This is a genomic window from Rhodococcus sp. NPDC059179, from assembly GCF_042754885.1.
Taxonomy (GTDB): Bacteria; Actinomycetota; Actinomycetes; order Mycobacteriales; family Mycobacteriaceae; genus Rhodococcus_G.
The window spans coordinates 275,693-294,327 of record NZ_JBHZBV010000002.1 but is presented as its reverse complement, the minus strand read 5'-3'; the positions used below and the strand labels follow the sequence as shown (position 1 = coordinate 294,327).

Below are 18,635 nucleotides of genomic sequence, written 5' to 3'. Positions count from 1 at the left end.
TCAGCGCATCACGGCATCGATGAGGTCGAGCCCGGCGGACAGTCCGGTGTCGGCGGGCGCGCGCAGACCTGAGTCGGCGAACCAGGAGTCGTCCGCCTCCGGGTGCGGACCCACCACCCCGACACGGCCCATGCCGAAAGGTGCTGTCATCGCAGCGATCTCTCCGTTCGGGTACAACGCGATCACGTCCAGGCCCTCGGCGCTGCGTGTCACGTCGAACAACGGGCCGTCCTGAAAGTAGAGCGGGCGATCGACGCCGCGCCACCGCACATCGACGACGGTGGCCCCGGTGCCGCGCACGGTGGCCCGCTCTGACGCGATGTACTGGTCGGTGTCACCGGGAATCAGGGCGAATCCCGGCGTCGCGCCCGCCAGGTAGCCGCCCAGACAGAACCCGAGGTAGCGACCACCACCCGCCACGTAGTCACGGACGGTGTGGCGGTGCCTGCGCAAGCGGCGCCAGGCAGGCGTAAGAGTCGCCCCGCCCGGTTGGGCGTAGATCGCCGCGGCGCGAAGGACATCCGGGGTGATCGCGAGATCCTCCCGCGGGCCGACGAAACGGACGTCGAAATCCCATCGGCTGCGACCCAGCAACGCGGCCACCGACTCCGGGCAGCCGGGCAGCGTCGCCCCGCCGCGGTAGACGAGGGCCAACGGTCGCGCGGATCCGTGCCTCACGGGCGCACAGCCTGTGCGGGAATGCCGTGCCATCGCGAGTTCGGAGGCAGCTGCTCGCCCTTCATCAGCAGCGAGAGCGCGTCGAGCTCCGCGCCCTCTCCGACCGACGCGTCGTAGAGGACGATCGATCGGGTGCCGACGGTTGCCCTGTTACCGACCGTCACCGTGGACATCTTCATCACCCGGTCCTCGAAGAGATGCGTCTGCAACGAGACTCCCGTGCCGATGGTGGCGTCGTCGCCGATGTGCACCAGGTCGAATTCGGTGAGGTAGGTGGTGCCGATCCACGCGCGCTTGCCGATGTCGGCGCCGAAGCTGCGCAGGGCCGAGGCGAGGAACGGGGTTCCCGTCAGCTGGCTCAGCAGCACGGGAACCGCGGCGGCCTCGTACATGCCGGTGGCGAATTCGGACCGGCGGACGAACGTCGCCCACAGTGGCTCGACCCGGGGGCGGTAGACGCCGACCATGTTCCGCTTCACCGCCGACACGTACAGAACTACTCCCAACGCGGTGCCGACCGCGAGCAGGGGAGCGGAGACGATGGTCACCGTCATCGACGTGCTTCGGGCGATCAGCGAGAGTCCCAGCAGGTACACGTACAGGCTGACGCCGACCACGGTGGGAGGCAGCGTGATCCGGAAGAACTCGATCCACAGGCGATGCGCGATCAGCCGCCGTGTGGGGCGGAACGTCTCCGCCTCCGCGTACTCGCCGCTGTCTTGGCGCGTGGGCAGATAGATCGCAGGAGAACCCAGCCACGACGAGCTGGGGGGGATGCCCTCGACCGGAGGGACCGTGAGCACCCCGACCAGTGAACCGTCCCCGGTCCTGGTGCCGCTTGGCAGGACGGCGGCGTTGCCCACGAACGCGCGGGTACCGACCTCGGTCCGTTCGAAGGACATCCGGCCGTTGCAGAACGTGGACCCACCGAGCGTGGCCATGTCCGCCACGAAACTCTCCGCGCCGATGGTCAGCAGGTCGGGGTCGATGTGCGCGGCCGTCGAGACCTCGGCGCCCCGGCCCACGCGCGCGCCGAGCAGGCGCAACCACGGCGCGGTGTAGAGAGTGGCGTAGAGGGAGTTGATGTAGTTCAGGCTCATCTCGAACAACTTGTCCGCGAACCACTTCCGGATGCCGAGGCCCGAGTTGGCATCGTGCAGGCCCGGCGGCAGGTTCGGCAGGACCAGGCGCTTGCCCCCGGCGACGGCCAGGCAGACCGCGAGCACGTAGACGGGCCCGGACACGAGCGTGGCGAGGAGCCCGGCGATCATCCCGAACTCGAGCAGCACCGCCCAGACGAGGACCAGGCTGGGCACGATGGTGGCGATCGCGATCAGCTCGAGCGCGGCGAGAGCGCCGAGGATGGTGATCAGGAGTCCGGTGGACCAGCGGGGTCCCGGCCCGCGGCGAACCATGGCCTCGACGGTGGTGTCGAGCGCGGCCACCTCGGTCGGCGGCGACCCGATCCACCGCTGGCCGTCCGGAACCTGCCGCCCCCGGCTGAGCACGGACTGCTCCCCGAGCAGGGAACCGGTGCCGACGGTCGCGCCTGGTTCGAGGGCGCAGTTGGCGGCGACGAAGCTGTGTGCCCCGATCGTCACCGGCTCCACCAGCACCCAGCCGTCCACGACGTGCCACGGCCGGATGTCGGTGTTGTAGCCGATGGAGGCGCCGTCGCCGATGGTGACCAGGGCCGGATAGGGCACCGCGCTGGTGCCGATGTGACAGTCGCGGCCCACCGTGGCGCCGAGCGCACGGAGGAACGGTGCCATCACGGGAGACCCGCTGAGGACCGGCATCGGCGAGAGCATGATCAGGTGCTCGACCATCCACAGCCGCAGGTAGGTGACGCCCCACAGCGGATAGTTCCCCGGCCGGATCCCCGCGCTGAGCGGGCGTGCCAGCACCACCGGCAGCACCCACCGGACCAGGAGATAGGTGGGAACGGTCGCGATGAGCAGATCCACGAGCGCCGCGACGGACGGCTGCCCGTGATGCAGGCGGTAGACGATCGCCACCGGCAGCGTGACGACCAGCAGGACGAAGAGCAGGAACAGGGCCTGCACGGTGCCTGCACCCGCCACCCGCCTGCCCGACGCCGACTGCGGTGGGCGGGCCTCGACCGGCGGTGCCGGCGGCGGGTTCGTGGGCCCAGACGTTCCGAGATGGGCGGCCAGCGCGCGAACGCTCGGATGCTCGTAGATGTCCCGGATACCGAGGCCGGCGTCGACCCCGCGCTCGCGCAGCAGCGAGGCCAACTGGGCGGCTGCGAGGGAGTGCCCGCCGAGGTCGGTGAAGAAGTTGGCGTCGACCGAGAGGTCGTCGACCTCGAGTCCGAGCAGCTCGGCCCACAACGCCCGCAGCTGGTGCTCGCGTTCCGACGACGGCGCGACGACCGGCCCCGTCGCAACGGCCAGCCGGCGGCCGCTCGGCGCGGGCAGCCGGGCGCGGTCCACCTTGCCGCTCGGCATCATCGGCAACTCGTCGACCACGTCGACGAAGGTCGGCACCATGTAATCCGGCAGCCGCGAGTGGGCCTCGGCGTGCAGGCGTTCGATCAGCTCGGCGTGATCGCCCGGCTGAGCCTCCGACCGTAGGACCATGAACGCGGCGAGCTGCTCGATGCCTGCCACCGACACCAGCGCGACCACGCTGCTCGCCACCGCCGGGTCCTCGAGCAGGACGCTCTCGATCTCTCCCAGGTCCACCCGGTGGCCGCGGATCTTCACCTCGCTGTCCGCCCGGCCCAGGTACTCGATCTCGCCGTCGTCGGTGATCCTGCCGAGGTCGCCGGTCCGGTACAGCCTGCCGGTGCCTCCGGCGAAGGGATGCGAGAGAAAACGCTCCGCGGTGAGGTCGGGGCGGCCGACGTAACCGCGAGCGACGCCGGGGCCGCCGATGCAGATCTCGCCGACCTCGCCGTCGGCCACGGGGTACCGCTCCTCGTCGAGGATCACCACGGAGTACGTGGGGAGGGGGCGACCGATCGTCACCGGCCGTCCTGGCACCAGCTCACACCAGGTGGCGGTGACGGTTGCCTCGGTCGGGCCGTAGGTGTTCAGGATCCGACGGCCGGGGCGGCCCCACCGCTCGACGAGTTCGCGTGGGCAGGCCTCGCCGCCAACCATGATGCTCCGGAGCCCGGGGAGCTCGCGGGGGATGGTCGCCAGCAAGGTCGGCACGCAGTAGAGGACGGTGACCGCGCGCTGGTCGAGGAAATCGGCGAGCTCGCCGCCGAGGCGCCGGGAGTCGGTCGGGCCTGCGACGATCGTCGCACCGACCGCCCATGTCGGCCAGATCTCCTCGATGGAGAAGTCGAAGGAAATGGTCATGCCCTGATAGACACGGTCGGTGGGCCGGACGTCGTAGACCGTTGGCACGATGTCGAGGAAGTTGCAGATGCTCGACTGCGCCACCTCGACGCCCTTGGGACGTCCGGTGGAGCCGGAGGTGTAGATGATGTAGGCGGCCGGATCCCGGTGTGCGACCTCGAGTTCCAGGCGGCCGGTCGGCTGGGCGGCCACGTCCGCTGCCGACGTGTCGAGCTCGAACCACGCGACCGTGCCGAGTGACGCGAGGGCCTGGGCGAATGCGCTGGAGGTCAGCACCAGATCGACGCCCGCGTCCGCGGTGATGTACCCGATCCGCTCGGCGGGAGAGGCCGGGTCGATCGGCACGAACGCGGCGCCCGCCTTGAGCACGGCGAGAAGGGCGATGTACGTCTCGGGCGAGCGTTCGAGGAGGATCGCCACCCGCGCACCGACTCCCGCGCCGGAGACGGTCAGCTGGTGGGCCAGTTGGTTGGCGCGGCGTTCGAGCAGCTCATAGGTCAGTAGGTCGGATCCGCACTCGAGGGCGATGGCCCACGGAGTCCGATCGCAGGCGTCCTCGAAGACATGGTTGAGCCGCCGCAGCCGGTGCGGCGAGAAAGCGTCGATGCCGCGATCGATATCTTCGGGTAGAACCCAGGGCAGGGGGCGTCCGTGTTCTCCCCGCAATGCTTACCCCCACTTGACAGCCGCGCTCGGCGACCATGACCTCAACAAGCGGATATCGAAGCACGGGTTGGGCAAATGCTGATCACAAAGTAGGGGACGTCACATCTAGCGGGGCCCGTAAACCGTTGTCTCGATGAGGTCGTGGCCCAACTCGGGGTGGATCGCATCCGTCGGGTCGAGCCCCTCGTCGGTGAACCAACTCGAGTCCGCCTCGGGGTGCGGGCCGACCACGCCGACCCGGCCGTTTCCGTAGCCGGTGACCAGCGCCGCGGGCTGCCCACCGAGGTAGGTGGCGATGACGTTCGCGTTGTTCACCGGGTTGAGTGCGAATGCCGGGCCGTCCTGGAAGTACATGACGCGATCGATGCCGCGCCACCGCACCGTGATCCGTGTCGACGCAGTGGACTTCACGGTCGCATTGGACGCGGTGATGTACTGCCAGGTGTCGCCCGGCAGCAGGTTGAACCCGGGCGTCGCGCCCGCGAGGTACCCGCCAAGGCAGAAGCCGAGGTAGCTGCCGCCCCCCGCGACCCACGAGCGAATGGTGTCCGCGTACTGGCCCATCGTCGACCATGCGGAGCTCAGGCTGCTCCCGCCCGGTTGCGCGTAGACCGCCGCGCCACTGAGGACGCTGGGGGTGATCTTCAGCTTCTCCCTTGGCCCGACGAAGGCGGTGCGGAACGGGCGCGGCGCGCTCTGCAACAGGGCCGCGACGGATTCGGGACACCCCGGTAGGGATGCCGGGCCCCGGTACACAAGCGCCAATGGTTGGGTCTGTGTTGGCGATACCGACTGCGCGCTCGCGACGGCGAGTGTCGGCAATTGGGTCAGCACGCCCGCTGCGGCAGCGCCGATGAGAAACCGTCGTCGATCGATCATTTCAGACCTTTCGCTCGCCACCGCTCCCTGCCCGGTGTGAGCCCGACGCTACAACGTGACCGATGTCACGCCGGGGACCTTTTCGCCTGTGTCGGAGTCATCGCACCGTCGCGGCGAAGCGGCCCACCCGGTCGATGAGGTGGTCGAAGAACGCGACCGGGTCGGTGCCGACGGCGATGTCCGCGTTCGGTTCTCGGCCCCACATGCCGGTCCAGTCGGCGACGGTGGTGCCGCGGGTGAGGGTGCCAGCGAGTTCGACGTCCACGGTCGCCTGCCGGGTCACGGCCAGGCCGGGGTTCAGCGCGAGGGCTGCCGCGAACGGGTCGTGCATGTGCGCGAGGAAACCCTGGCCGTGGTCCCGATGGAATTCGAGGTAGAACCGCACCGCGTCCGACAGGTGGCGCACGACGGGATTCGATGTGCCCGAGCGGGTGCCGGGCGGATCCTGTTCGGTGATGAGCTCCGCGGGGTCGCTGCCCGCGACCTCGGCGAGACGGCGCAGGTGCCCCGGGCGCATCTCGATCGTCTCGGTGACGTCGAGCGGGCAGATCAGTGGTCGGCGGTCGGCCGGAACCACGGAGAACGCGTCAAAGACCTCGTGGGCGGCCTCCGGGTCCACCGAGATGTTCCACTCGGAGGTCGGGGTGGTGTTGCCGGGATGGTTGAAGGCCCCGCCCATCACCACCAGGCGCCGGATCAGGTGCGGGAGTTCGGGTTCGAGCCGGAGCGCGAGGGCGAGGTTGGTGAGCGGTCCCGTGACCAGCCCGGTTACCTCGCCTGGACGCTCCCGCGCGATGTCGACCCAGGCCTGCGCGGAGCTACGAGACGATGGCCGACGCGGCGACGGCGGCAGCTCCGCGTAGCCGATGCCCTGCGGTCCGTGGGTGTCCTCGGTGGTGCGCAGGGGCTCCTTGAGCGGCGTCGGCGATCCCAGAGTGACCTCGATGTCCAGCCGTCCGCACAGATCCAGCCACGCCAGGTTGTTCGCGGCCACCTGCGCGACCGGCACGTTACCGCCGGTACTGGCGATGGTGAGGATGTCCGCTTCCGGGCTCGCGAGCAGGTACAGGAGCGCGAGCGAATCGTCGATGCCGGTGTCCACATCGAGGATCAACGGGACGGTGGGCACGCCAGGCCCTGATTTCTCAGCCCGAGTCATCTCACGCCTCCACGAGTGCGGTGGGCTGGTGGTGCACGGGAAAGTTCACAGAGCGGGCGATGAAGCACTTTTCGTGGGCCGCAGTGTGCAGCTCCTCGAGTCTCGGGAGCATGTCCGCGGCCGCCACCGTCACCGCCGGGCGCAGCAGGACGACCGCGAACTGTCCTGCCCCGCCGGACTCTTCGGTCATTGTGCCGGTGGGGCGGTCTACGTAGTCAGTCACCACCACACCCGTGAGGGCGGCGAGGTTCAGGAACCAGAGCATGTGGCACTGCGAGAGGGCGGCGACCAGCAGCTCCTCCGGGTTCCAGCGCGCGGGGTCGCCCCGGAACGACGGATCCGAACTGCCCTGCAGGTCTGGCTTACCGTCCGCGGTGACGATGTGCTCGCGACCGTAGGAGCGCGGGTCGGTTGTACCCGTTCCGTGATTCCCGGTCCAGGTGACGGTGAGTTCGTAGTGGTGATCCCGCACGACCCCATCCTCTCAGTTCCGGTGCCGTTCAGTGCTACTGACGGGCACCGCACGGGCAGTCGTGTTGACTGCCTGTGCCGTCGTCGAGAGGATCGACGGGTCCGGGGATTCTCGGAGGTATCCAACCGGGAGGACTGAAGCGGAATGCGTAGAACGGGCAGGATTGCCGCAGTGGTGGTGGCCGTCGCTGTCGCGGCGGTGCCCACCGCCGCAGCAAGTGCGTCGGTTCCCCCTGGCGTCGTCGCCGCGACGCAGGGGACGATGACGTCGTCGCGAGCGCTGCCGTCCGGATGGGGCGGCGCTGACCGCGCCTGGCTCGTCGAGTACGTCACCGACGGACCCACCGGTGCCCCGGCGAACACCTCCGGTGCGGTACTGCTGCCCGCGGGCTCCGCGCCTGCCGGGGGCTGGCCCGTCATCGCCTGGGATCACGGGACGAGCGGTCTCGGACGCGACTGCGGGCCGACGTCGAGGCCGACCGCCGGTCCGGACGAGGAGATCACCACGACTCTGCTGGGCCAGGGCTACGCCGTCGTGGTGCCCGACTACATCGGCCTCGGCGCCAACGCTCAAACTCCGCACCCGTACCTGCAGACCAGCACGGAGGCCGCAGCGACCGTCGACCTGGTTCGCGCCGCTCGCGCCGTGACAGGTGACCTCGCGCCTCGCTGGGCTGTCGCCGGGGTGTCCCAGGGCGGTCACGCCGCGCTCTCCACGGGCAACATCGCCTCTGCTCGCGCGCCGGAGCTCGATTTCCGCGGCACCGCTGCGCTCGCGCCCGCCACGAACATCGAGAAGGCATTCACCCTCGTCGGCCCGTACGTGCCCGAGGTCCCCGGACTCGAGGGCATCACCGCACAGTTCGCTGCCGCGGTCGGCGGATTGCGCCTGGCGCAACCGGATTTCGACGTCGACTCCTACCTGACTCCGGCCGGTGTCCGGCTCGTCGACCGTCTCCAGACACTCTGCGAACCGGAGTGGGCCGAGGCGGCCAAGGGGCTTTTGCTCGGCGCACTGGTCAACAAGCCGCTGCTCGATCCGGAGTTCGCGCGCAGGCTCGCCGACTACATGGCCGTTCCGGTGGCCGGGTACCGGCAGCCGATTCTCCTCACCCACGGTTACGTCGACACCACCGTGCCCGTCCCACTGACGGCGGCGTTGCTCGCCGAGTTCCAGGCGGCAGGCACGCGGTACCGGTTCGAGACCTATCAGACCGACCACGCCGGGATCATCGACGCGTCCTGGCCGGTCCTGCTGCCGTACCTGGGCGAGATCCTGGCCGTCCGCTAGTCCTCCCGCGCGGTCCCTCCGCACTCAAATCCAGTGCGGCGCATCGGTGCCCCAGTCGTGCGCGGGAAAGGGATACTGCCCGTACCCGGGCAGCGGCGGCCTGGCCGCGGTGACCGCGCCGTGGGTGACAGCCATGCCGGGGCTCGGCTCTCGCGGGGGCGACGGATCGCGCACACGGCCGGGTGCGTCGAGCAGCCAGCGTGCCGTGCGGGCCAGTGACACCGACACCGCCCTACCGCGGCCGTCGGTGCGCCGCAGCGTCAGTGCGTCGACGACGCCGGCCGCGAGCAGGTATCCGCTGGCGTGGTCGAGCGCCTGCACCGGCAGCGCACCCGGGCGCTCGGCGCCCTCGATCAGCGAGATTCCGGTAGCCGCCTGCACGATGGAATCGAAGCCACGGCGTTGTGCCCACGGTCCCTCGGTTCCCCAGGCGCTGACGCTGCCGGAGATCAGGCCGGGGCGCACCTCCCTCAGCCCGAACCGGTCGAGGGAGCCGGGGCGATACCCGGTGAGCAGGACGTCCGCGGTGACCAGCAGGGCATGAATGCCTGCGGCGCCCTCCGCGGTGGCGAGGTCGAGCAGCGCCGACCGCTTGCCCTGCCCGGTATCCCGGTGCTGCCAGTCGATCTCGTGTAAATGGGGTGGATCGATCCGCAGCACCTGAGCGCCGAGCAGCGCGAGCGCCCTGCCCGCGACCGGACCCGCCAGCACTCGCGTCAGATCCAGCACCCGCAACCCCGCCAGCGGCCGCGACGGATCCGTGGCGATCGGCGTCGGTCCGTCGAACGTCCCGGCGGCGCTCACCTCCATCCGGACGATCGGTCCGGCCCCGGACGCGATGCCCTGCGGGTGGTCGGCCCACTCGGTCTCGGTGCGCAGCCGCGCGGCGATCGCACCCGACTCGGCGGCCCGATCCTCGACCTCCTGCGCTGGCAGCTCGCCGATGCGGGAGGAGAGGACGCCCGCATCGGCGTCCTCGGACAGGTCCAGTGCACGCAGCAGTCGGGTGCGGTGGTGCGGGTAGTTCGCGTGCGTCCGGGCCCACGCGTCGGATGCGGCGAAGAATCCCGACATCGGTGCGAAACCGGGGACCGGCTCGCCGTCGATTCGCATCATCCGGTCGCCCGCGAACGAGGCTGCGACCCGTTCCGAGTCGAGGGTCCACCAATGCGGGTCGCGCCCGCGCGCGAGAAGCAGACGGTTCACGGCGGAGGCCAGCGCACCGACGGACCCCAGGGCCAGGGCCGCGGTCGGCAGCCTGGAGGCGAGGTAGCCGTCGGCGGGCGGGTACTCGATCGAGCCCGGATGGCTCGGCAGGGCGCAGCCGTGCTCGTAGTCGGTGCACAGCAGCTCGGCGGACGCCATTCCTGCACCGTATACCCCGGTCAGTGCGTCGTGCTCGAAGCGGCGGTGCCCCGCGCCCGAAGCACTAATATGGCCCGATGATCGTTGATCCCGCACGGACTCTCGGACGCCAGGCCGTCGTTGCGCTGACCGCCTTCGCCGCGGTGTCGGTGGTCCACCTGGCGGCCCAACTCTTCGAGGCCGACGGCGTGGCCAACGTCAGTCAGTGGCTGCTGATGCCGTTGCTGGCGGCCTTCCTGTTTCTGGCGGCGCCTGCTCCGAGGTCACGGCTGGTCAACCTGACCCTGGTCGCGCTCGGACTGTCCTGGCTCGGCGACTCCGCGCCCGACCTGGCCGACGGCGACACCGCCTTCCTGGTGATGATCGGGTTCTTCCTGCTCGCCCAGCTCGCCTATATCGCCGCGTTCTGGCCGTACCGCGGGGAGAGTGTGCTGCGCCGGCCGCAGGTGCTCGGCTATGCGGTCGCAGTGGCGGGATTGGTTGCCGCCTGCGCGCCGGGTGCCGGACCGCTGTTCGTCCCCGCGCTGATCTACGGGATCTGCCTCGGCACGATGGCGGTGCTCTCCACCGGGCTGGGAAGGATCGCCGCCATCGGCGGCGCGCTGTTCCTCATTTCCGACGCGATGATCGCCCTCGGCGCCTTCGCGGACTGGTTCAACCCGCCCGCGTCCGGCTTCCTCATCATGTCGACCTACATCGCCGGGCAGCTGCTGATAATCCTCGGTGTGCTGGCTGCCGCGCGGGCCCCGCGGCAGCCCCACCCCGTCGCGGCTAGTTCCGCCGCGCGCTGATCTCGAAACCGGCGGTCCGCAGCCGCTCGACGAGCACATCGCCGATCGCCGTCGCTGGCGTCAACACGCCCGCGACGTCGGGCAGCGCGTCACGATCGAGCGCGAGTGCGAGGGCGGACTCGCCGAGCATCACCGCGGTCGCGGCGTAGCCCGGATCGCCCTTCGCGCGCATCCGGGAGACGTACCGAGCGCCCGAGCTGGTGGTCGTGTAGACGTCCACCGTGAAGTGGCCTGCGTTGCGGGACTTTTCGCTCGGGCCCTCGCCCGGCTTCGGCAGAATGCGGTCCAGCAGGTACCGGGTCGGGCCGAACGCGAGGCCTGCCATGAGGGCGCCGAGGCCGGCGGACACTCCGGCCGCGAACACGGGGGAGAGCACCGACTGCCCGACGCTCATCACCTCGCGGTAGCGGAACGCGCGGCCGTACTCCCACTTGCGCAGCGAGTTGCTCCGGCGCACCACCCGGGTGTTCGTCGATCCCATCACGAACGGAGCGGTGTGGCCGCGGAGGCCGGGCGCGATGTCCGAGCCCTTGAGCATCTCGACGTCAGACTGGCGACCGAGGTCGGGTTCGGATGCGAGGTCCGGGCTCAGGGAGTACGGGTTCACCGCCACGCGGCGCGCGGACTTGTCGGCCTTGACGGTGTCGATGAGGTTCCGCATCGAGTCGATGGTGCCGCCGCTGACGCCGCCCCGCCACGAGCTGACCAGCAGTGTGGTGTCGGTGAGATCGCCCTCGCCGTCGGCCGCGACCCGCTGGTGCAGGACGTGCACGCCGATGTCGGAGGGAATGGAGTCGAAGCCGCACGAATGCACGATGCGGGCCCCGGACGTGACCGCCACATCGTGGTACCTGTCGATGCTCTCGCGGCCGAACAGCACCTCGCCGCTGAGGTCGGCGTAGTCGGTGCCCGACTCGGCGCAGGCCCGGACCAGGTCGATGCCGTACTTGGCGTAGGGGCCGACCGTGGTGACCACGACGTGGGTGGACTCGGCGAGCGCGGTCAGCGAGGCCGGATCGCCGGAATTCGCGACGATGATCGGCCACTGCGCCGCCGCGGGGCCGAGCTCGGATCGAACCTTCTCGAGCTTGGCCTCGGACCGGCCTGCGAGGCCGATCCGCGCGCTGCTCGGGGCGCTTCTGGCCAGGTATTCCGCGGTGAGCTTGCCGACAAATCCGGTGGCGCCGTAAACGACGACGTCGAGATCACGAGTGCGGGTCATGTATCGGAACCCTACGCGGAACGCCTCCGGCTCTACATGCTCTCCACGCACCACTGGGTGCTACCGGCTCCACGTGTGCACCGGCTCGCCCGAGTGCATTCGCTCCAGATACTCGCCCAGCATGGCCTTCAGTGCGGCGTCACGCGACTGCCCGGCCCGTTCCCGCTTGGCCACGCACTCGCGTTGCCACACCGATCCGTTTCGGGTTGCACGGCAGCGGCCCTCGATCACGCCCAGATACCTGTCGCGGAGTGCGGCGTCGACCCCCAACGCCTCGAGTCCCGCATCCGCCATCGGAAGCAGCGTGCGCTGTACCAGTTCCTGCGGGCTCACCGAACCGATCTCGGGCCAGTGCATCACGGAGTCGAATCCGTTCAGCGCGCCCACCCGCAGATTCTCCTCGGCGGCGGCGAACGGCATCTGCGTCCACAGCGGCCGGCCGGAGCGGGTGAGCGAGCACAGCGTGCCGTAGTAGAACGCGGCGTCGGCGAGGGTGTCGAGGATGGTCGGCCCGGCGGGCAGCACGCGGTTCTCCAGGCGCAGAAGTGCCCGCGCGTCCGTGGGGTCATAGATCGGCCGGTTCCACCGATAGATGGTGCCGTTGTGCATCATGAGCTCGGCGAGTTCGGGGGTTCCGCCGCACGCGACCACCGCGAACGGGTCCTCCGGCGTGCACTCGGGGAGCAACGCGGGAAAGTAGCGTGAGTTCTCCTCGAACAGGTCGAAGATCGACGTGATCCAGCGCTCGCCGAACCACACCCGCGGGCGGACTCCCTGGTTCTTGAGCTCCTGTGGACGGGTGTCGATTGCCTGCTCGAACAACGGGATCCGCGTTTCGTGCCACAGCGCCCGACCCACGAAGAAGGGCGAATTGGCGGCGAGGACCACCTGTATCCCGGCCAGCATCTGGGCCGCGTTCCAGTGCGCGGCGAAGGCACCGGGGGAAACCTGCAGGTGCAACTGGACCGAGGTGCATGCCGCCTCGGGGAGGATCGTGGGCGTGAAGGTGGTCAGGTGTTCGCCGGTGGAGCGGCCCGGCAGCGGCACTCCCGCGATGCTCAGCTCGATGTCCTCGCCCTTCGCGGCGATGATCTGCTGATCCAGGACGGTGTACCGGGTGTCGGCCGACATCCACTTCTGCTCGAAATGCCCTTCGCGCAGGGTGGGCAGGATTCCGATCATCGCGAGCCTGCCGCCCGACCGGCGGGCGCGGGAATCCGCGTGGTCGAGCGAGGCACGCAGGTCGTTCTCGAGCTCGGCGAGGTTGGCACCGGCCAGCGGCCGGGGGTCGACGTTGATCTCGATGTTGAACTGCGCGAGTTCCGACTGATACGTCGGGCCCGCGAGGTCGGCAAGCACCGCGGCGTTCACCATCGCCGGCTCGCAGTCCTCGTCGACCAGGTTCAGCTCGATCTCCATGCCCATCTTCGGGGTGGGCACCTCGACATCGGCATCCTCGAGGAGGCCGGCCAGGGCGTCGAGACAGATCTGCACCTTCTCGCGGAAGTCCTGCCGGTCCTGGCGGGTGAACTTCCGCTGTGTCACCTGGTGGCCCATTGGGTACTCCTCGGCGGGTGCTGACGCCCTGGAGTCAGTATCCCCGCTTTGGTCCCCCCGTCACCAAGGCGACGGCTGATAGTCCTTCAGGAAGCAGCCGTACAGGTCGACACCCTGCTCGCCCTGCACGATCGGGTCGTACACCCGGGCCGCGCCGTCGACCAGGTCGAGCGGGGCGTGGAAGCCCTCGTCGGCGAGTCGGACCTTGGTGTAGTGCGGGCGCTCGTCGGTGATCCAGCCGGTGTCGACGGCGGTCATCAGGATGCCGTCCTCGTCCAGCATCTCCTTGGCGCTGGTGCGGGTGAGCATGTTCAGCGCGGCCTTGGCCATGTTCGTGTGCGGGTGACCGGCGCCCTTGTAGGCACGGCTGAACTGGCCCTCCATCGCGGACACGTTGACCACGTACTTGCGGCGTGCCGCCGCGGCTGCCATCGCCGGGCGCAGCCGGGACACCAGGATGAACGGTGCCACCGAGTTGCACAGCTGCACCTCGAGCAACTCGATCGGATCCACCTCGGCGACGGTCTGGACCCAGCTGTTGGTGTGCGCGAGGTCCGGCACCAGTCCGCCTGCGTCGATCGCGATGCCCTGCTCGATGCGCTCGAGAGAGGCAGAACCCGCGACCAGGGCGAGCTCGCTCACCTGCTGGATCACCGACTGGGCGGGCAACGAGCTCGCCAGCGAGGCGGGGTGGGCGTCGCTGGTCTTGCCGAAGGTGAGCACGTCGGGCAGTTCGCCCGCGGGCAGCGGACCGGACTCGGCCTCGGCCAGCGCGGAGTAGGCGCCGGGCGAGCGACGGACGGTCTGCGCGGCGTTGTTGATGAGGATGTCGAGCGGTCCCTGCTCGGCCACCGAATCGGCGAGCGAGACCACCTGGGCGGGGTCGCGCAGGTCGATGCCGACCACCCGCAGCCGGTGGATCCAGTCGCCGCTGTCCTCCATCGCCTTGAACCGGCGGATCGCGTCGTTCGGGAAGCGGGTGGTGATGGTGAGGTGCGCGCCGTCGCGCAGCAGTCGCAGCGCGATGTACATGCCGATCTTGGCCCGCCCGCCGGTGAGCAGCGCACGCCTGCCGGTCAGATCGGTGCTGGCGTCGCGCTTGGTGTGGCTGCTGGCCGCGCACTCGGGGCAGAGCTGGTGGTAGAACGCGTCGACGACCGTGTACCGCTGCTTGCAGATGTAGCAGGGCCGCGGTCGGATCAGGGTGCCAGCGGAAGCGCCGGGGGCGTTGGACGTGAGCAGCACCCCGGCGGTCTCGTCGTCGATGCGTTCTGGGGAGCCGGTGGCGGTCGCGGCCACGACCTGGCGGTCGGCGTCGGAGACGGCGTCGCGCGCCTCCACCCGTCGACGCCGCTTGAGCTGCTTGAACATCTTGCCGCTGGCGCGCTGGAGGACCATCGAATCCGGGTGGTCGGCGTCGAGGCCGCCGGCCTCGGACAGCACGCGCAGGCAGATCTCCAGGTCGGCGGGATCGATGCCCGTCATTGGTTGTGCCATCGGTAGGTAGCTCAGTTCTGATCTCGAAGTGCCGGTCGACGTCGAATTCTACCGAGTCCGGTGACGGGCGGAGACCATCGCAGTTTCACCAGCCGCAGGTGGTGACATCGGTCACAAGCCCGAGGAGGATTTTGGTATCGGGGGGATCTGTCGGCAGCGATGCCGATCACCGAAAGGCCGAGATCATGAATGAGTTGAGTGGTTCCACGGATCCACCCCGGTTCCCGACGGCAGTGACTGAGGATATGGCGCGTCCGAACTCGCTGCTGCATGTCGAGTCGGTGGTGCCCGTCGAGGCCCCGGTGCAGAAGGACGGACCGTTCCTGCCGGAACTGACGGAGGTCGATCTACTCGTCCGCGCGGCCGACGCCCGCCGTGACTTCAATGTCGGCGGCTCGGGTGTCACCGTCGCCGTGCTCGACACCGGATTGCGGACAACACACGTGGATTTCGCGGGCCGGGTGGTGCCGGGCCGCAATTTCACACACGACAACGGCGGCGACCCGGCCGACGTCGCCGACGGGCACGGACACGGCACGAACGTGTCGGGAATCGTGTGCGCGGCGCGGATCCACACGGGCATCGCCCCTAACGCGCGGATCGTGCCGGTCAAGGTCCTGTGCGACGACGGAGGTGGGAGCTTCACGGACATACGAGACGGATTGGACTGGGTGCTCGAGCGACGGTCGTCGTTGGGGATCTCCGCTGTCTGCATGGCGCTGGGCGCCTCGGACAACCGGACGACGGACACGGATATGCCGGGCGACGGGATCGGTGCGCTGCTACAGGAATTGACGGACGAGGGCGTCTGCTGCTGTGTGGCCGCAGGCAATGAGTACTACGCGCACGGTGGCCTGCAGGGGATGAGCTATCCGGCCATCTTCAGGCAGACGATCAGCGTCGGGTCGGTCTACGACGCCGACGAGGGCAGCTTCCGCTACCGGGACGGGGCGAAGGCGTTCGAGACGGCGGCCGACAGGCTGACGCCGTTCTCGCAGCGGCTGCACCGCAAGGTCGGCGGGCCCTGCGCGACGGACATCTTCGCGCCGGGATCGCCGGTGACCTCAGCGGGCATCCTCAACGACACCGGCGAGTCCATTCAGTTCGGGTCGAGCCAGGCGACACCGGTCGCGACCGGTATCGTCCTGCTGTTGCAGTCCTTCTATCTGCGCACCAGGGGTGAACTGCCGTCGGTCGCCGACGTCAAGCGCTGGCTGGTTCGCGGCGCCACCGTCATCTACGACGGTGACGACGAGCACGACAACGTCGGGCACACCGGGCTGTCCTTCCCGAGGGTCAGCGCCGTCGGCGCGCTGCTCGCCTGCGCGAAGGATCTCGCGATGCGCGAGCTGACGGCCGCCGAGCACGCCAGGGAGGAGGCCGGAATCGCGATGGGCAGGCGATGATTCACGAACAGTCGATGTCGGACAGTCGATGTCGGACCTACGAAAAAGGCCCCGGATCGTGATCCGGGGCCTTGCTCGTCTGTCTCAACTCAGAGTGCGCGAGGGGGGACTTGAACCCCCACGTCCATTAGTAGGACACTAGCACCTCAAGCTAGCGCGTCTGCCATTCCGCCACTCGCGCATGCACACCTTGTTGCTTGCCCGCCTTGTTTCTGCGTGCTGGGAAAGATTAGCTGATGCAGCCCGCCACACCAAAATCAGCGCGTCTGCGCTGCTAGGAGGGGGTGTTCGGTGGTAGGAAAGTGGGGTGTCAGACATCAGCAACAACCCCGTTCGTGGTCGAGCCGAGGCCGAAGTCGTCGATATCGTCAGCGCGCTGATCCGATTCGACACCTCCAACACCGGTGACCTCGCCACCACCAAGGGGGAGCGGGAGTGTGCGGAGTGGGTGGCCGCCCAACTCGAGGAGGTCGGCTACGAGACGGAGTACGTCGAATCGGGCGCGCCGGGCCGCGGAAACGTGTTCGCCCGGCTGCGCGGCGCCGATCCGTCCCGCGGCGCGCTGCTGATCCACGGCCACCTCGACGTCGTGCCCGCCGAGCCGGCGGATTGGAGCGTGCACCCCTTCTCTGGGGCGGTCGAGGACGGCTACGTGTGGGGCCGCGGCGCGATCGACATGAAGGACATGGTCGGGATGACCCTCGCGCTGGCCCGCCAGTTCAAGGCGGAGGGCACGGTGCCACCGCGCGATCTGGTGTTCGCCTTCCTCGCCGACGAGGAGGCCGGCGGCAAGTATGGGTCGCAGTGGCTGGTCGAGCATCGGCCTGATCTGTTCGAGGGCGTCACCGAGGCGGTCGGTGAGGTCGGTGGTTTCTCGCTGAGCGTGCCGCGGCCCGACGGCAGCGATGCCAGGCTGTACCTGGTGGAGACAGCGGAGAAGGGCCTCGGCTGGATGCGGTTGACGGCGAAGGCCCGCGCAGGCCACGGCTCGTTCCTGCACGAGGACAACGCCGTCACGATCCTGGCCGAGGCGGTCGCGCGCCTGGGCAGGCACACCTTCCCGATCGTGGTGCCCGACTCCGTCGCCGAGTTCCTCGGCGCGGTCAGCGCGGAGACCGGACTGGAGTTCGACCCGAGCTCGCCGGACATCGACGGCGCCCTGGAGAAGCTCGGGACGATCTCGCGGATCATCGGGGCGACACTGCGGGACACCGCGAACCCGACGATGCTCAACGCCGGATACAAGGCCAACGTGATCCCGCAGACCGCCGAGGCGGTCGTCGACTGCCGGGTGCTCCCGGGTAGGCAGGCGGCCTTCGAGCGGGAGGTGGACGAGTTGATCGGTCCGGACGTCACCCGCGAATGGATCACCAAGCTGGACTCCTACGAGACCACCTTCGACGGGCACCTCGTGGATGCGATGAACGCCGCGATCTTGGCGCATGACGAGAACGGCCGGACCGTGCCGTACATGCTGTCCGGTGGAACGGACGCGAAGGCGTTCGCGAAGCTGGGGATCCGCTGTTTCGGGTTCGCGCCGCTGCAGCTGCCGCCGGAGCTCGACTTCACCGCGCTGTTCCACGGTGTGGACGAACGAGTGCCCGTCGATGCGCTCGAGTTCGGAACCCGCGTGCTCGAGCACTTTCTTCACAATTGTTAGGGCTGCGTCACCCGCTAGACCGCTCCAGTTCTGTTCCCTCAACGCTGAAAGGTCTCACCATGGCTTCCTCACACAATCCATACGACGCGCTTCCCGAGCTTCCGTCGTTCACGGTGACCTCTACCGACATCGCGGATGGCGCGGTCCTGGCCAATGCACAGGTGAGTGGAATCTTCGGGGCGGGCGGCCAGGACATCTCGCCGCAGCTGTCATGGTCGGGCTTTCCGGCGGAGACGAAGAGTTTCGCGGTGACGGTGTTCGATCCGGATGCGCCGACCGCGTCGGGCTTCTGGCACTGGGCGGTCGCGAACATCCCGGTGACCGTGACGTCGTTGGATTCCGGTGCCGGCGCCGCCGACGGGTCCGGCCTGCCCGCGGGTGCGGTGCAGTTGCTCAACGACGGCGGGCTGTACGGGTACCTCGGTGCCGCGCCGCCTGCCGGTCATGGTCCGCACCGGTACATCGTCGCGGTGCATGCGGTCGGGGTGGAGACGCTGGATGTGGACACCTCGGTCAGCCCGGGTCGACTGGGCTTCAACCTGTTCAGCCACGCGATCGCCCGCGCGACGCTGACCGGGACGTACGAGCGGTAGCCGCCAATTGCGGCGTGGGCCCTCGGACCGAATGGTTCGAGGGCCCGACGCGTTTGTGGGCGCTGTGG

General features: G+C 69.2%; 14 protein-coding genes and 1 tRNA gene. 5 read left to right on the top strand and 10 right to left on the bottom strand.

What is annotated here, in order from left to right; translation table 11 throughout:
• The 5 genes from ACFXMV_RS06295 to ACFXMV_RS06275 all read right to left on the bottom strand — a co-directional run bounded on the left by ACFXMV_RS06295 (position 1) and on the right by ACFXMV_RS06275 (position 7,186).
• A complete protein-coding gene (locus tag ACFXMV_RS06295; protein ID WP_378499420.1) occupies positions 1-678 on the bottom strand; it encodes a BPL-N domain-containing protein in 678 nt (225 codons plus the stop codon).
• A complete protein-coding gene (locus ACFXMV_RS06290; RefSeq protein ID WP_378502768.1) occupies positions 675-4,676 on the bottom strand; it encodes a Pls/PosA family non-ribosomal peptide synthetase in 4,002 nt (1,333 codons plus the stop codon). The genes ACFXMV_RS06295 and ACFXMV_RS06290 overlap by 4 nt, the downstream gene beginning before the upstream one ends.
• Positions 4,677-4,781: 105 nt before the next feature.
• Entirely contained in the window at positions 4,782-5,555 is a 774-nt protein-coding gene (locus tag ACFXMV_RS06285) for a BPL-N domain-containing protein (protein WP_378499418.1), read from the bottom strand.
• Positions 5,556-5,652: 97 nt separating this feature from the next.
• Positions 5,653-6,714, bottom strand: a complete 1,062-nt coding sequence (locus ACFXMV_RS06280; RefSeq protein ID WP_378499417.1) for a nucleoside hydrolase — start codon at positions 6,712-6,714, stop codon at positions 5,653-5,655.
• Position 6,715: 1 nt separating this feature from the next.
• A complete protein-coding gene (locus tag ACFXMV_RS06275) occupies positions 6,716-7,186 on the bottom strand; it encodes an OsmC family protein (RefSeq protein ID WP_378499416.1) in 471 nt (156 codons plus the stop codon).
• 144 nt (positions 7,187-7,330) lie between these two features.
• Between ACFXMV_RS06275 and ACFXMV_RS06270 the strand changes: the two genes are divergently transcribed.
• On the top strand, positions 7,331-8,476 hold the full coding sequence (locus ACFXMV_RS06270) for a lipase family protein (protein WP_378499415.1): 1,146 nt from the start codon (positions 7,331-7,333) through the stop codon (positions 8,474-8,476).
• Positions 8,477-8,500: 24 nt separating this feature from the next.
• On the opposite strand, the gene ACFXMV_RS06265 is transcribed toward ACFXMV_RS06270, so the two are convergent.
• Positions 8,501-9,841, bottom strand: a complete 1,341-nt coding sequence (locus tag ACFXMV_RS06265; RefSeq protein WP_378499414.1) for a CoA transferase — start codon at positions 9,839-9,841, stop codon at positions 8,501-8,503.
• A gap of 77 nt (positions 9,842-9,918) precedes the next feature.
• Here ACFXMV_RS06265 and ACFXMV_RS06260 point away from each other — a divergent pair, with 77 nt between their 5' ends.
• Positions 9,919-10,632 carry a lysoplasmalogenase gene (locus ACFXMV_RS06260; protein WP_378502767.1) on the top strand — a complete coding sequence of 238 codons (714 nt, stop codon included), beginning with the start codon at positions 9,919-9,921 and terminating at the stop codon, positions 10,630-10,632.
• Here the strand turns inward: ACFXMV_RS06260 and ACFXMV_RS06255 are convergent.
• Genes ACFXMV_RS06255 through ACFXMV_RS06245 form a run of 3 tightly spaced genes read right to left on the bottom strand, consistent with a single transcriptional unit; the run spans position 10,613 to position 14,908 of the window.
• Entirely contained in the window at positions 10,613-11,854 is a 1,242-nt protein-coding gene (locus ACFXMV_RS06255; protein WP_378500321.1) for a saccharopine dehydrogenase family protein, read from the bottom strand. The genes ACFXMV_RS06260 and ACFXMV_RS06255 overlap by 20 nt on opposite strands.
• A 60-nt stretch (positions 11,855-11,914) precedes the next feature.
• The gene (locus ACFXMV_RS06250; RefSeq protein WP_378500320.1) at positions 11,915-13,411 is read right to left on the bottom strand and encodes a glutamate--cysteine ligase; all 1,497 of its coding nucleotides are present in this window, start codon (positions 13,409-13,411) and stop codon (positions 11,915-11,917) included.
• A gap of 60 nt (positions 13,412-13,471) precedes the next feature.
• Positions 13,472-14,908 (bottom strand): SDR family NAD(P)-dependent oxidoreductase, encoded by a 1,437-nt coding sequence (locus ACFXMV_RS06245; protein ID WP_378500319.1) that lies wholly within the window; start codon positions 14,906-14,908, stop codon positions 13,472-13,474.
• 245 nt (positions 14,909-15,153) lie between these two features.
• Here ACFXMV_RS06245 and ACFXMV_RS06240 point away from each other — a divergent pair, with 245 nt between their 5' ends.
• On the top strand, positions 15,154-16,314 hold the full coding sequence (locus ACFXMV_RS06240; protein ID WP_378500318.1) for a S8 family serine peptidase: 1,161 nt from the start codon (positions 15,154-15,156) through the stop codon (positions 16,312-16,314).
• A gap of 95 nt (positions 16,315-16,409) precedes the next feature.
• Here the strand turns inward: ACFXMV_RS06240 and ACFXMV_RS06235 are convergent.
• Positions 16,410-16,495, bottom strand: a tRNA-Leu gene (locus ACFXMV_RS06235).
• Between the two features lie 126 nt (positions 16,496-16,621).
• Here ACFXMV_RS06235 and ACFXMV_RS06230 point away from each other — a divergent pair.
• Complete coding sequence (locus tag ACFXMV_RS06230; RefSeq protein ID WP_378500317.1) at positions 16,622-17,974, top strand: M20/M25/M40 family metallo-hydrolase; 1,353 nt, start codon at positions 16,622-16,624, stop codon at positions 17,972-17,974.
• A 59-nt stretch (positions 17,975-18,033) separates the two neighbouring features.
• A complete protein-coding gene (locus ACFXMV_RS06225) occupies positions 18,034-18,567 on the top strand; it encodes a YbhB/YbcL family Raf kinase inhibitor-like protein (RefSeq protein WP_378500316.1) in 534 nt (177 codons plus the stop codon).
• Positions 18,568-18,635 lie beyond the last annotated feature (68 nt).

Excerpts from the sequence above, each read along its gene's own strand:
- ACFXMV_RS06280 (WP_378499417.1), bottom strand. The coding sequence starts at position 6,714 with ATGACTCGGGCTGAGAAATCAGGGCCTGGCGTGCCCACCGTCCCGTTG.
- ACFXMV_RS06250 (WP_378500320.1), bottom strand. The coding sequence starts at position 13,411 with ATGGGCCACCAGGTGACACAGCGGAAGTTCACCCGCCAGGACCGGCAG.
- ACFXMV_RS06270 (WP_378499415.1), top strand. The coding sequence starts at position 7,331 with ATGCGTAGAACGGGCAGGATTGCCGCAGTGGTGGTGGCCGTCGCTGTC.
- ACFXMV_RS06240 (WP_378500318.1), top strand. The coding sequence starts at position 15,154 with ATGGCGCGTCCGAACTCGCTGCTGCATGTCGAGTCGGTGGTGCCCGTC.
- ACFXMV_RS06245 (WP_378500319.1), bottom strand. The coding sequence starts at position 14,908 with ATGGCACAACCAATGACGGGCATCGATCCCGCCGACCTGGAGATCTGC.
- ACFXMV_RS06255 (WP_378500321.1), bottom strand. The coding sequence starts at position 11,854 with ATGACCCGCACTCGTGATCTCGACGTCGTCGTTTACGGCGCCACCGGA.
- ACFXMV_RS06260 (WP_378502767.1), top strand. The coding sequence starts at position 9,919 with ATGATCGTTGATCCCGCACGGACTCTCGGACGCCAGGCCGTCGTTGCG.
- ACFXMV_RS06225 (WP_378500316.1), top strand. The coding sequence starts at position 18,034 with ATGGCTTCCTCACACAATCCATACGACGCGCTTCCCGAGCTTCCGTCG.
- ACFXMV_RS06285 (WP_378499418.1), bottom strand. The coding sequence starts at position 5,555 with ATGATCGATCGACGACGGTTTCTCATCGGCGCTGCCGCAGCGGGCGTG.
- ACFXMV_RS06265 (WP_378499414.1), bottom strand. The coding sequence starts at position 9,841 with ATGGCGTCCGCCGAGCTGCTGTGCACCGACTACGAGCACGGCTGCGCC.